We start from the raw sequence: 13,202 nt of genomic DNA, 5'->3' as shown, positions 1-13,202 counted from the left end.
GAGGCATTTGATGCGACGATTGATTGCTTGGACAACCGCTGCGGTGGCGCTCGTGACAGCCGATTCGATCTCGGCTCAAGGGTTTCAGTTGGTCGAGCCTTCTGGCTTTGTGACCGCCGATGTTTCGATTCGGCGGGACAGCCTGATTGCGACCGAAGTCAACGGACGACGCTATTTCTTTCAACGCGACCGTTCTTTCGATTCGATGAATGGAAACTATGCCGGCTACTGGTTGCCGTCGCTCAACCGCATTGTCCGCTTCCCACGTTCAGGGCACGGCAGACTGCAAGTTGCCGACCTTGACGATGCGTTCCCACAATTTGTTTTTTCGCGACGGATCTTGCGTCCGGCCCCACGCGGGCCTCGCCCGGGAAGGCCGCGCCCCCACCGTCCTCGCTACGATCCGATCTATGGTGGTTGGCCGTACGGCGGTTATGGTTACCGTTGGCATCCGTATGGCTGGGGTTACCCGAGCTATGGCTACATCAACCAGGGCCTGACGCTCAACGTGTTTTCTTCGTCGATTGGATACGGAAGCGCAGGGTTAAGTGCGCCGGGATATCCTGGGGCCTTTTGGCCGCGTCCGACATCGACCATCGTGGATTCCAAAATCGTTCCGCGGCCCGCCCTGCCGCCGGCGACCGTTCAGTTGCAGAACACGTCACAACGACCGATTCGTGTGACGATTCGTGATCGCATCGAACCGCAAAAATCACGGCAAGTCCGTATTGCGGGGCTGCAGAGTCAACCCGTGACGATCGAACGGGACGCGGGAGCGGATCGTGTGCAGCAAATTGAAACCTACACACCCGACGGTGCGCTCACGACACGAACCGTCACGATCCCGATCCCTCCTCCGCCGCGATACGAATTAGTCGTTCACGAGTGGCGATTGCAATCCGTGGCAATCGACCGGACGGGGAAGAGTCCGAACGTGATCGAGGAAACGAACTTTCAAGGGCGAGGCCTCGGTCGATTTGAATTGCCACCTGGCGATGCCGTCACGTCGGGAACGCTCGATGTCGTCGCGGCCGCCCTCTCGGCAGACAACGCCGGAGCGGTCTCTCCGATCATCGATCAAAACCAAACGCCCAGAACCAAACCACCGTCGTCGCTCGAGCAAATCCTGCTGCAGCAACAAAAGCGATGAACAACTTTCTTGGTGGGTGGAACCATTTAGATTTCTGTGCCATTCGTCGATGGGGTGCATTTCGCGAGAATGAAGTAAATCACGACACGGCACGAATCTTTGAGTTCGCCAGGAAATTGGTAAAGGAGTATGGGCTTGACTAGCACAGACACCAGGGTTGACGGCTTCTTTTTTTTGAAACGCAAATTCTTTGGCGGCTGCGACTTAGATCGTACCAACGCCAAATTAAGAGTGCGAGATGAACTCGACCATGCGTTTCTCTTCCAAAAGCCATGCAAATTCGTCATTCAAAAGAAAGCTTTCGGCGATCTAATCATCGCCGGTGCGGCACCTCCAAGTATCTTCGTTTCAGATACGCTGCTTAATATATTCCGTGATGCTAAGATCACGGGATACGAAGTCGTCGCTGCAGATGCAAGAATACCCTTTCCGCACAATCCAGAAAGAACTAAATTTTGGCAATTAGTTGTCACAGGCTGGGGAGGCTCAGCAAGCCCGCTATCAGGCATTGCCGAGATCGATCGAAACCGGTTTGGAAATCACAAGTACACCCCATGTACAAATGTAAAAATGATTCTCGATCCCGGACAGCATGATGGATCTGACCTATTTCTAGTATGGCCACTGCCGACGAAAGTTTGGGTTTCTTCTAAACTAAAAACACTGCTACACACGAACGGAATCAAACACTTCGATTTGTCCCCGGTCGAATCACATCGCTTCGAACGCCTAGATGAAGACCCGATTGGGTTTGGCCCAAAACCTTTAGCTTGCTATCTACCGCCAGATCGCGCCACAGAGGTTGGGTCCAAAAGCGGCATTGACTGGTTCGAGCACACCAAGGCGCCTTTCCCAAAAAGTTAGCAACGGCCATCCAACTTGCAGCAACCTGGACGATGGCCTGGATCGGCACCAGGGGATGCCCACGCAATCTTCAGTTGGTGCCATCGGCTGTCTTAGTTCTTGTGGGAATCTGAATGGTGTCACCCACATATCACCGATACTGTCACGTCGGGAACGCTCGATGTCGTCTCGGCCGCCCTCTCGGCAGACAACGCCGGAGCGGTCTCTCCGATCATCGATCAAAACCAAACGCCCAGAACCAAACCACCGTCGTCGCTCGAACAAATCCTGCTGCAGCAGCAAAAGCGATGAACAACTTTCTTGGTGGGTGGCACCATTGAGATCTGTTTGGATTCAATCGTCAGAGGATTCCGGGAAAAACCCGTCAAAATAACGGCGAAAACTTACGGGAGGGGTATTGGCTAGCTTCGTGAGATCACATCCCCTAGTTTAACCATCACGGACCCACTGAAAATTCAGCTGCAATTCAGTCTTGTGCTCTCCCGGGGGAGGCAATGCATACTTTCCGTTGAAGGATATTGGGACCCACCGCTCGCGGTCCGAACCATCGTGTTTGCCCAATGATTTCCACGTCAATGTGTTTTCGATAAACAGTGGGCCCTTAACTTCCTTCACCGGATCCCAGAAGGATCTCCGAATGGTGCCACCCACTTATTGGGTGATTGTTTCTAAAAAAAGACAGCCAAGCCAAATCGTGCGTCATCTGGCGAATGTCGCTCGGTTCTCCGAGCCGACAGCGCATGCATCTAGCGTTTACGGCTCGGAGAGCCGAACGACATTGAATGCCCCGAAACACTCCACCGAGAAGTCTTCCGAATGGTGCCACCCAACTTACGAGTGACGCTTTGCTAGATAAGCCTGGCTGGCGTGGAGGGCCGGGGGCCTACTTCCGTCTAAACGACGAAGTGAATTTCCGATGGCAGCGTTGAAAACTGCGTTTAACGACCAAGTTGCGCTCGTTAAGACTGGGGATTTAGCCCCGGTGGTCAGAAGCGGTAGTGCGGAGGCGAGCCTGGCTAAGTTCTATTAGCTAAAACAAGTCGCGGCGAGCGCTTGGCCTCGGTGATGGTGGCGACCGGCTTCTTTGGCGTGTGCTTTCATCGAATCCGGACTGCCGACACACGACGATTTGCCAAAGTACTTTGGCCAGTGCCAAACCAAGTCGCGCCACATCGAGGTGTCGACCCCAACTTGGCTCAACAGGCTGGACAGTGCCTGGGGAATTTTACTGGCCACACCATCGACACGTTGATTCGCGGTCCAGCACAGCAATTCCCAGTACATTTCCCAGTCGACATTAAGGAACCCGCGATCACTGCTGCGAACCCCCTCGGTGTGAACCTCTGCGTCATTAGAAAGCTTGTCGGGCTTGATCCGAATTGGGCTGAGCCAAGCATCTCGGAGAACTCGTTTTCCCGTTGGACTTCGACGCTTCTGCATTCGTTGTTTGCGAAGTTCATCGATGGGTGTCTCACGAGCCTTGCGGCCGGCCTCCTCGGTATCCACCGGCTTGAGGTCAAATGCGGCTGACGGGATCTCCTCCCCGCTCCGGGATTTCGCCCGATCGTATGCACTGGTGTGCGGAGTGCCCTCGGGACTGGCAGCCATCGCCGCTCGGACGGGATTGAGATCCACGTACATGCTGCAAGCGAGCAGGCCGGCTTCGTCCACAATTCGTTGTGCTTTGAAACGCCCTTCCCAGAAGCGTCCCGTGCATTCATCCTGCCGATTGGCGATCCGTGCGATCGGCTCCGCCAAAGCACGCATGAACCAGGAGATATCGGACAACCGTGATCGAATCAGTTGAATCCGCTCCCTGTTGCGAACGAGCATTTTGACATCGTTTTCGCTCGGTTCGGCAAGGTGCTCTTCGAGGCGTTTGCCGGGGAAAACACGCAGCCAGCGGATGGCGACCTCCTCGTCGGTCCACTGAGCACACACGTCGGGCCGGCTGCGCAGAACCTGGTGCAAGTGGTTGCTCATGATCGCATACGTGAGCACGTCGATAGCAAAGACGGAAGCAAGGGCCTCCATCCTGCGGCGGATCCATTCCTTTCGGAACGAATAATCTTGGCCGGTAACAGGGTCCACGCCGGCAAGCCACGCCCGGCGTACGCAACGCTGAGTCACATGAACGACGCAGATGTCGCTTGCTGTGAACTGTTCACACCGCTGAGGTCGAGGCATCGCACTCTCCGTCTAGGGGGTGCGTTCAATCTATGCATCGTTGCCGGCAAAGTCAACTTATTTGGTGGGTGGCACCATTTAGATTCGTTTGAGTTGCTAGGAGATTAAAATTGGCGGGGCACTATGATGATCTTGACCGTCCAGCGTGACACCAACTTTCAAGCACTGCGGCGAGTCGAGTCCTGTCGCAGCGGAGTCGCAAGGTGGTTTGCCCCGCCCACATCCGGACAAAAATTTTCAACGAGGAGTCGATGACCGATCCCGCCCAAAAAAACGATGCGGATGACGAAACGGAATTCTCGGTTCGTGATTGGCGGTTGGAAGCGACGGCTCCTTGCTTTTATTCCGAAGAAGAGACCGGCGATACGGTGACATCGATTCGCGCTAAGTCACTACACGACTTGGCGTTTGCGGTTGCACTTCGCGACAGCCGTCTGATCACCGAATCCCAGCTCGCCTTTGTGACAAGAAACTGGACGGCGTTCGGTCCCGTCAAATTGGTCGAGCACCTGAAACAGTTGTCACTTTTGAGCGAAGACCAAGCAAGCGAGATCGAGAAACTGTCGGTTCGCTTTTTGAATGAAGCCGATCAAGAGGCGTCTTCGCAAAACGCAAAGAATTACCAGGACCTCAACACGCGACTGATCGCGGCACTGAACCCTGACGGACGGCTGGCTTCAATTTTGGGATTGGGCGGATCTTCATTTATCGCCTTCGAACAAATCGAAGACCGTAGCGTCGGCTCGCGATACACGCTTCTACGGAAAATCGGACAAGGCGGTCTCGGCACGGTTTGGCTTGCTCGCGACGAGAATCTTAATCGCTACGTCGCCTTGAAAGAACTTACCAATGGTGCCAGGGCAGGAGACATCGCCCTGGAGCATTTTCGTCGGGAAGCCGAAATCACCGGGCGGCTGGAACATCCCGGAATTGTTCCGATCCATCAGTTCGGCCACGATGAAAAGTCCGGAAAGGCGTTCTATGTGATGCGTTTTCTGGGACGCCGCACGATGAGCGACGCGATCGACGAATTCCATGAGCGGAGGCAGACCGGGGCCGAACATAAAATGCTGTTGCACCGATTACTCAGTTCGTTCGTCAGCGTCTGTCACTCGGTCGGCCATGCACATTCCCAGAAAGTGATCCACCGGGATTTAAAACCAACCAACGTTGCGTTGGACGAATTCGGACAAGTCACGCTGCTCGATTGGGGCCTTTCAAAAGTCAACGACAAGACCGGGCTTTATGAAGTCGCTGGGCGGAGCGAGCCTGGCGATTTGCATGACTCAAGTTCCGCGTCGACCGGACGAGTGATCGGGACCCCACTTTACATGGCACCGGAACAAGCGGCCGGGCGTTTGGACGAAGTTGACGTGAGCACGGACGTCTATGGTCTCGGCGGAATTCTCTACACGATTTTGACCGGCGTCGGCCCGCACCACGCGACACCAGAAGTAACCGGATCAAGCATCGGACGTGAGCACTTCCTCGCACGGATCGTGTCGAACGATGTCGTCGCCCCCAAACATCGCAATTCCACAGTTCCGGCAGAGCTGGATGCGATTTGCATGAAAGCACTTTCCAGGGCCAGGTATCAGCGGTATCGGTCGGCGACGGAGCTTGCCGAGGAGGTCCAACGCTTCATGGCCGGGGCGCCCGTGCATGCCTATCAAGCACCGATAAAAAGTCGCGTGTCGCATTGGATGATGCGTCACCCGACGCTCACACAAGTTCTTCTACTGGCCGTATCGCTAGTCATCATCAGCCTCGGTGCCTTCGTCCTGACCGAACGAGGAGCCCGCGTGCGATTGTCCGCGTCGCGACTCTCATCTGCGATCGAAACCACCGGTGACCTGGAGGCCAAATTGGAATCCGAAGCCCGCGCGCTGGAGCGTGACTTGCACTTCATCACCGATTTACCACTGATGTCCGCGATCACGGTGTCGCAAAACGCGAACCGTCATGAAGGTATCGAGACGACAAACGCTTCCGACGATCAAGTCGAGGTTTTGGCTTCATCGTCGCCGCGTCCAAGCGACATGCCTGCGTTTGATCATACGATCCAAACACCGGAACAATGGCTGGACCGACAAGGTGAGTTGTTCGATGGCTTTCTAAACGCGAACCCAGCCTATCTTGCGATGGTTTGTTACAAGCAGGAAAACGAAAACCAGCTACGCGAACTCGTTCGGTCCGAACGGTTTTCGGTAGGCCAGCAACCGCGTCGCTTTCCGACTCGGCTATTGAAAACGACCGACTCTGATTCAGCCTCGCCGGAAACCCGCCTACTCGCTCAGCTACGTCCCGGCGCGGCGCTACTGGGAACGAACGATCAATTTTCCGATGACTTGTCGACCAACCATCATTCCCCCTTGGTCGTCAGCGGAATCGCAGCGATTTATGATCCGATGGGCGAATTTTTTGGGATGAATGTGATCGAACTTGATCTGGGCGAACGACTTCGCGAACTGATCCCGGCGATCGCACCGGAGTATGTGAACGTGATCTTTGCCGACAGATCGGGAGATATTTTGCTGGAATACCGCTCGGGACGTTTTCTTGAAGTCGCCGAAAACCAAACGGTTCGATCTCGTTTTCCCGAACTCACCGATCCGTTGAATACAGTCGGCTCGGTATCCGATGCGGACTACCGACGCAGTCTCTTCGCAAAGGAAATCGATTTGGGACAACCGTATAGCCACGCTCGTTTTGGAGTCATCGCTTACGTCTCGCAAGACGACTAGCGGTTCGTCGACCTCATTGGCCTGGGTTCGGTTCATCAGCCGACGGGTGATTGCATCGAAACCGTCGCTAACGCCAATCGGCTGATCCTAATTTCGGTGGTGGTCGAAGCAGTGGGATCGCCGGGACAGAAAAAGGGGGAAGGGGTTTTAATTAGCAGTTGTGTTGCGCGACACAAACGATGGAACGAGTTTGGTCGACGCATTTGACGGGCTTGTTCTGACGTTCACGCAAAGAAGCCTACGCGAATTCGGTACCGACTCGACCGAACCATTCGCCGCGTCGTCGGCGATGGATGATCCAACCGATGCCCCCGAGCAGACAGATAGCCCAAAAGGTCTTTTCGCCTTTTGACGGACTGCGAGATTTCAACGGATGCGTGCCCGGCACAACCGCGTAAATGCCAGCAGTCTCTTCATCGAGGTAGCGAGCTCGAATCGAATCGGGAATCGTGACACCGGATTTTGACGCCAAAGCGGAGAACGCATAGGGAGTCGAGTTCAACGAAACCGTGAATTGATCGCCATCCTGCGTTAGCCTCGGCTTTCGACCAAGAAGGTTACCGCTTTCATCCAACTGGTCGGCGAATGATGATCGCATTTGCCTTTCGTAAAGCTTGACCAAAACAACGGGGATCTTCGCTTCGTCTTTTGCAGTCCATGACGCCAGTTGCATCTTTGCTTTCTCGAACCCGAGGTTCTGGCGAAATCGTGCTTCTATGCAATCGTGGCTACGATAGGGAACCCAATACACTTTTGATGGCGTCGACGCCGCTTTGCGGGCGGCCAAGGTCTGAACAGTCGCGTCGGCCCAGTCGAGGAAACCGCCTTCGAGTCCGGCAAAGTTAGGCAGCTTGGCTCCGGTCTCGACTGATTTGATATGGATCGGTTTGACCCGAAAGTCATCCTCGGTCCGAGTATCCTCTTTTTCTTTCTGACCAAAAAATGCAAGCGATAACAACACGAGCGCGTACGGCAGTAGCATCCGAGTCGGCTTGTAAATCAACATCCCCATCGGCACTATTCTCCAACATCGGTAGACGCTCTCAGGTCGCTGGATACCGTCTTTCCGCAACGCGTGTCCAGAGCATTCCTTAACCTGCCGAGGGAAACGCGAGAATGAGAAACTAAAGCAATCCCGCCTCGGTCAACTTTGAGCGAGGTCACCAAATTTGTTTACAGGAAGATAAAAGGGGAGGTTTTTTAGTGCTGCAGTCATCGAAACCGTGGCTAACGCCAATCGGCTGATCCTAATTTCGGTGGTTGTCGAAGCAGTGGGATCGCCGGACCGCATTTCTCGCGCGTCACGGTGCTCGCAAGCCGGACTTGCATGCCTCGATTGGCGACATATTGTTCAGATGCCTCGATTGGCAACATATTGTTCGGAGATAAAACGACTGAGCGAGGCGACGGACGGATTATCGGTCGCGACATCCGGAGAGAGCGCGACGCCGGTCCAGTCCTCTGTTTCTCCACTGAGTTCAACGGCGGAAAGACTGTCCAGGCCGAACTCGCTAAGCGGACGCTGGCGAGTGAATTCGCTTGGGTCGATGCCGGCACGGGCGACCAACCACTCCGCCATCCAGGTTTCGATTCTTTGTTGCAACTCGGGCTGATCGTTCGGTCGAGGGTTTCGCGGTAACTCGGGAAACGCGATCGGGGTTTGTTCGCCGGAAGCGGAACGATCAAAACGATAGCGCGTTAGAATGTCACCCGATAGGAACGCTTGCCGACAATCGACGCGTCGAGTTTTGCCGCTCGTCGTGACATTAATCGTCGCCGGTCGCGTGAGCCAAATGTGATGCGGGTCGGTGTCGTGAACATCAATCACGTGATGCCGAATCTGCCGTGAAAGATCCGCAAGCGCGTGATCTTGGTCAACCTGCCGCGGGACTTCCGCGACGATCGCAAGGACTTCGCCTCGATGACCGCTAACCGCAAATGCCGCCGCCCGACACATCGCCAAGTCAGAAGCGTTGACGTTGTCCGATCCCGCAAAGACCTGTTCGAGTGTTTGCCGAACCGTCGCTTCGATGTCTTGTGGATAGAGGTTCCGTCCGCGCAGGACGATCATTTCCTTGCGTCGTCCGGTGACATAAAGGTTACCGTCGTGGAGAAACCCAAGGTCACCGGAACGGCAGAAACCGGACTGGCCGTCGGCCGTCGTTGCGTCAAACCGGCCGTGTCCACCGCTCCAGTATCCTTCGGCGATGCTACCTCCCCGAACCCAGATCTCACCTACCGTTCGGTCCGGTAACCGCGTCGAGGTATCGGGGTCAACGATCACTAGATCAGTATTCCAAACTGATTGGCCACAACTGACCAACTCGACGCGGTCGCGGCGACTGATCCGGACCGCTTGGTCTGCGGTCAATGGTTCGATGTGGTTTTGCTGAAAATCAGAACGTCGTAGCGAGAGGACCGTCGGGGCTTGGTCGAGCTGCGATCCGGTGACCAACAGCGTCGCCTCCGCCAAGCCGTAACATGGATAAAATGCCGACGATCGAAATCCGTTCGCGGCGAACTGCTTGGCAAAGTCATCCAGGGTCCGCGACTGAATCGGCTCGGCACCACAAAACGCCAGCCGAAGACAACTCAAGTCGATCGCGTTTGCCTTGCCGGATGGAATTCGATCGACCGCAAGTTGATAGGCGAAATTAGGGGCCCCGGAAATCGTCGCCCTATAATCGCTGATCGCTTGCAGCCAGCGGATCGGTCGAGAAAGAAAGCTACGCGGACTCATCAGCACGGCATGAACGCCGGAGTAGAGCGGGGCGAGGATGCCGCCGATCAATCCCATGTCGTGGTAAAACGGCAACCAGAACACGCCGACTTCGTAAGCTGAGCTACCATCCGCCTCGGGTTGGTCGGATGCGAATCGCAAACCGAAGCCACGCCGGATCGATTCAAGATTTGACATCACGTGCCGATGCTTGAGCACCACGCCTCGGGCGGCGCTGGTGCTGCCACTGGTGTACTGCAACAACGCGATCGCGTCACCGGAGGTCGCATGTGGCGAAACGACCTCGGCTGTCTGCGAACGTCCTACCGGAACAACAAGTTGGTCGATCGCGAGGTGCGGAACTTTGCGAAGGCTTTCGTCAAGCTTGTCGATGGCGAGCGTTTCGAGGCTGGATTGATCGGACAGCAGCACCGACGGTTGGCAATCTTTGGCCGACGCATTCAGTCGCGGGATTTCGCGATGCGGCCGAGGAAACGAACTGGGGACGGGAATCCAGCCGGCGAGCTGGGTTCCCAAGAATGCGATCACACTGTCGATGCCGGGAGGAAAAAGCAACGCGGCTCGGGGCTGAACGGGGGCGTCCGATTGGCTTTCTGGTTGCGGTGTGAGTTCCCGGAGGGCTGCGGCGACAGACAGCGAACGCTCATAAAGCTCCGCGTAGGTGACTTCGTCGGGCGGCTGCTGCTGGGCAAGCGACAGTTCGGTCAAGAACGTGATCGCCAATCGATCCCCCTGGCTTTCGGCCATCCTGCGCACGCACTCCGGTAGCGTCTTCGTGTCCATCGTGAAGCTTCAAAATCCTTTGTAAGTAAAACGGAGCGTCTCGGCGTCCCAATCGAATCGTATAGCTTAACGTCGCGCCCCTTTTCAAGGCATCGGTGTCGGCACGGCATTAAGGTTCGTCTGGTTCGCTGTCGCCGGATGTCGTGTCAAAACCGCGTCGAACGTATCGGTCGCTCAACCAGTCATCCATCGGGAACGAAACTCTGGCCCCAAGCGACCTAAAGATTTTCTATTGCCGCCTTTCGATCTTCGTGCTTCGTTCCAACTCGATGTAAGGATCAACCGCATGGCGTCAGCCACGGTTTCGGTACAACAACCGAGGCTAATGCCCGTCGGCTGATGACTCGAATCCGTCTTTTCCAATGGAACGAAGCAGCGAGGCTGACCGCGAAAATTAATCGAGGTACTTCGTCAGACGCAGGTCCAGCGTCACCGGATCGATGAATAATTGGTCCATCACGCTGGTTAGCAACAGCATCCCACGTCCGCGTTCGTCGGCGAAACTTTGCGGTGTTCCCGGCATCGGGGACTGCCGGATCGAAGGCCCATCGCCGTCAAAACCGATTAGAAATTCGACCTCGCTGGATTTGACCGAAACGCGAAGGGTCACGCAGCGGTCGCCGGACGCTTCGCCTGCCTCCCGGCGACGCGCGGAGACCAATTCCATGGCGTCCGCGATCGAGTAGGGTTTCTCGCAGAGAGGCTCGCCACAGTTCCCGTGAACGATGCAGTGCAGCAGCGTGTAGTGAATCGCCTCGGCAATTCGCAATCGATCCACCGTGTGCAAGACATTCATCGCGGCAAGCATCCGCGTCAACAAACAAACGCAAGGCGTCAAGCGTTCGATCGAGCTATCGAGAACAAATTCGAACGTGCGTCGTGAGAGGGCCGCTTTTAAATAGAGCGACTCTCGGTTCGCTTGTAAAAGCTGACACATGCGATGGACGGTGTCGGGAAGCAAAACGCCCAAATGATCTTTCGAGATATAGTTGCAAGCGCCGACGCCGAGCGCTTCGGCGGCCAGTCCTTCGGTACCGAACGCGGTCACCAAGATCGAAGGAACCATCGGCGCTTCGGAACGCATTCTGCGAATCAATTCAACGCCGTTGACTTCCGGCATTTGCATGTCTGTGACGATGAGGTCCGGCGCCCGCTTGGCGACACGCCCGATCGCTTCGGCACCGTCGGACGCGGTATCGACATCAAACTCTCGGCCGCGCAAGATTGACGTCATCAACGTCATTTGGGTGGCACTATCATCAACGACTAAGACACGGCACATGGGGGCTTTCACTCCGGCGATCGGATGCTTCAATGATAACTTCTTCGGCGATGCGATGTGCGGCGATGTTGCGTCGCGACGTCAATTGGCCGATTGGCCTGCGCTTTTGATCTCTCGGTCGTTTCAACTGCGTTGACTTCACCCCCTGTATCGCGAAAGTTCCCGCATGTTGACGCCCATCGAATTGCCGTCGCACATCAACACACGTCCGGTCGATTCGGCAATCGCGAAAAAACTTCGCCAGATGCACCAACGCATCGAGGCGTTCCAAGATTGCTGGAATCAGCATCACGCGGCGCAGTTTGTCGCCGCCGACTACGAACTCGTTTACCAAACACTGACTTGGTTGCTTGAGAAGCACCGACCGATCAACCGTGGGTTCTTGGAGTGGGGATGCGGATTTGCGACCGTCGCTTGCCTTGCCGACTCACTCGGCTTGGCATCCTACGGGGTGGAATCCCATCCTGATTTGATCGTCCAAGCACGGCAGACACTGAGTGACTGGCCGGCGACGGTCGAGCTTTTCCACGGTGATTTCTTGCCGCCCGGTGCGGAGGACTTGGCGTTCGATTCGACCTTGCCCTCGGTCGGGCATTCGGGAGAAAACCCGTACGAGATTTGGGGAGTCGACCTCGAGGACTTTGGGTTGATGTACTCCTATCCGTGGCCGGGCGAAGATCAGTTCCACGAAGACGTCTTTGATCGCTATGCGGCAAACGAAGCGATGCTATTGATGTTCATCGGCCCCAACGAAATGCGAGCCTGGAGAAAGAGCTCACGCTGATCCCTGCGGCGGGAAAGTATTACGCGTCAGAATAAGAGATTCTCGTTCACCAAACCTCGAGAACCTTCAAAGCGAAAACCTGGAGCCAATCAGATAAGATCATGCCTGTTGACCACATGAAATCGACCAGGCAACGTTGATGAACCTGGACGATGTGTCCTTTCACACCAGGGAGCCGGGCATTCAGGGCATCAGCCGATGCGTCGGGGGAGCGAGGCTTGCTTGTCTATAACCGTCCACCCTAAAGCCGGGAACTCAAATGCAATCGACCGGTGGTGCAAGAATCTAAAATATCAACTAATGCCCGCAGATGCTTGGGAACGGTTTATAACACTCTTGCGCACCTTAACGACGAAGCTTGTAGGACTTGGTGAAGTGAACTACACGCCGTCTCTGCACCGCTTTGCTGAATGATTTCTGTTCACGTACCTAGATTGCCCGCAAACCAAGTGTCCATGTCAAGGCGAGAGGCAGTTCTCGTCTAACAAAGGTAGGAAACCGATGCTTTCTTGTTACCAGGTTTAATTCGAGTTGCTTTGAAGCTTTGAATTCCAACATCCAAGGGCGTACCCTACAGCCCTCTGCAGGGCTACACTGAGCCACCTGCTGGGCCACGGCCAGAATTGTTAGTTAACAGGCACTAAAAGCTTTTGCACCTCTACATTTTG

9 protein-coding genes are annotated in these 13,202 nt (G+C 55.4%); 5 read left to right on the top strand and 4 right to left on the bottom strand.

The genetic code is table 11. The features are described from left to right. Window positions 1-10: 10 nt before the first annotated feature. From FYC48_RS19355 to FYC48_RS19345, 3 genes are all read left to right on the top strand, one after another. Window positions 11-1,150 (top strand): hypothetical protein, encoded by a 1,140-nt coding sequence (locus FYC48_RS19355; RefSeq protein WP_149498437.1) that lies wholly within the window; start codon window positions 11-13, stop codon window positions 1,148-1,150. 135 nt (window positions 1,151-1,285) lie between these two features. Next, complete coding sequence (locus FYC48_RS19350) at window positions 1,286-2,014, top strand: hypothetical protein (protein ID WP_149498436.1); 729 nt, start codon at window positions 1,286-1,288, stop codon at window positions 2,012-2,014. Between the two features lie 99 nt (window positions 2,015-2,113). After that, window positions 2,114-2,305, top strand: a complete 192-nt coding sequence (locus FYC48_RS19345) for a hypothetical protein (protein WP_149498435.1) — start codon at window positions 2,114-2,116, stop codon at window positions 2,303-2,305. A 735-nt stretch (window positions 2,306-3,040) separates the two neighbouring features. Here FYC48_RS19345 and FYC48_RS19340 read toward each other — a convergent pair. Next, the gene (locus tag FYC48_RS19340; protein WP_149498434.1) at window positions 3,041-4,201 is read right to left on the bottom strand and encodes a hypothetical protein; all 1,161 of its coding nucleotides are present in this window, start codon (window positions 4,199-4,201) and stop codon (window positions 3,041-3,043) included. A gap of 251 nt (window positions 4,202-4,452) precedes the next feature. On the opposite strand from FYC48_RS19340, the gene FYC48_RS19335 reads away from it, so the two are divergent. Continuing rightward, on the top strand, window positions 4,453-6,945 hold the full coding sequence (locus FYC48_RS19335; RefSeq protein WP_149498433.1) for a serine/threonine-protein kinase: 2,493 nt from the start codon (window positions 4,453-4,455) through the stop codon (window positions 6,943-6,945). A 238-nt stretch (window positions 6,946-7,183) separates the two neighbouring features. On the opposite strand, the gene FYC48_RS19330 is transcribed toward FYC48_RS19335, so the two are convergent. The 3 genes from FYC48_RS19330 to FYC48_RS19320 all read right to left on the bottom strand — a co-directional run bounded on the left by FYC48_RS19330 (window position 7,184) and on the right by FYC48_RS19320 (window position 11,750). Continuing rightward, on the bottom strand, window positions 7,184-7,927 hold the full coding sequence (locus FYC48_RS19330; RefSeq protein WP_160149630.1) for a hypothetical protein: 744 nt from the start codon (window positions 7,925-7,927) through the stop codon (window positions 7,184-7,186). Between the two features lie 369 nt (window positions 7,928-8,296). After that, window positions 8,297-10,468: an AMP-binding protein gene (locus FYC48_RS19325; RefSeq protein WP_149498431.1), complete on the bottom strand. Its 2,172-nt coding sequence runs from the start codon at window positions 10,466-10,468 to the stop codon at window positions 8,297-8,299. Window positions 10,469-10,862: 394 nt separating this feature from the next. Next, entirely contained in the window at window positions 10,863-11,750 is an 888-nt protein-coding gene (locus tag FYC48_RS19320; protein ID WP_261345079.1) for a response regulator, read from the bottom strand. A 166-nt stretch (window positions 11,751-11,916) separates the two neighbouring features. Between FYC48_RS19320 and FYC48_RS19315 the strand changes: the two genes are divergently transcribed. Then, window positions 11,917-12,534 (top strand): class I SAM-dependent methyltransferase, encoded by a 618-nt coding sequence (locus FYC48_RS19315; protein ID WP_149498429.1) that lies wholly within the window; start codon window positions 11,917-11,919, stop codon window positions 12,532-12,534. Window positions 12,535-13,202 lie beyond the last annotated feature (668 nt).

The organism is Roseiconus lacunae (assembly GCF_008312935.1).
Classification (GTDB): domain Bacteria; phylum Planctomycetota; class Planctomycetia; order Pirellulales; family Pirellulaceae; genus Stieleria; species Stieleria lacunae.
The sequence above is the reverse complement of the archived record's forward strand: the minus strand, read 5'-3'. Positions and strand labels throughout refer to the sequence as shown.

Bases quoted from the DNA above. Each gene is read 5' to 3' on its own strand.
- FYC48_RS19355 (WP_149498437.1), top strand. From the start codon at position 11: ATGCGACGATTGATTGCTTGGACAACCGCTGCGGTGGCGCTCGTGACA.
- FYC48_RS19340 (WP_149498434.1), bottom strand. From the start codon at position 4,201: ATGCCTCGACCTCAGCGGTGTGAACAGTTCACAGCAAGCGACATCTGC.
- FYC48_RS19335 (WP_149498433.1), top strand. From the start codon at position 4,453: ATGACCGATCCCGCCCAAAAAAACGATGCGGATGACGAAACGGAATTC.
- FYC48_RS19330 (WP_160149630.1), bottom strand. From the start codon at position 7,927: ATGCTACTGCCGTACGCGCTCGTGTTGTTATCGCTTGCATTTTTTGGT.
- FYC48_RS19325 (WP_149498431.1), bottom strand. From the start codon at position 10,468: ATGGACACGAAGACGCTACCGGAGTGCGTGCGCAGGATGGCCGAAAGC.
- FYC48_RS19320 (WP_261345079.1), bottom strand. From the start codon at position 11,750: ATGTGCCGTGTCTTAGTCGTTGATGATAGTGCCACCCAAATGACGTTG.
- FYC48_RS19315 (WP_149498429.1), top strand. From the start codon at position 11,917: ATGTTGACGCCCATCGAATTGCCGTCGCACATCAACACACGTCCGGTC.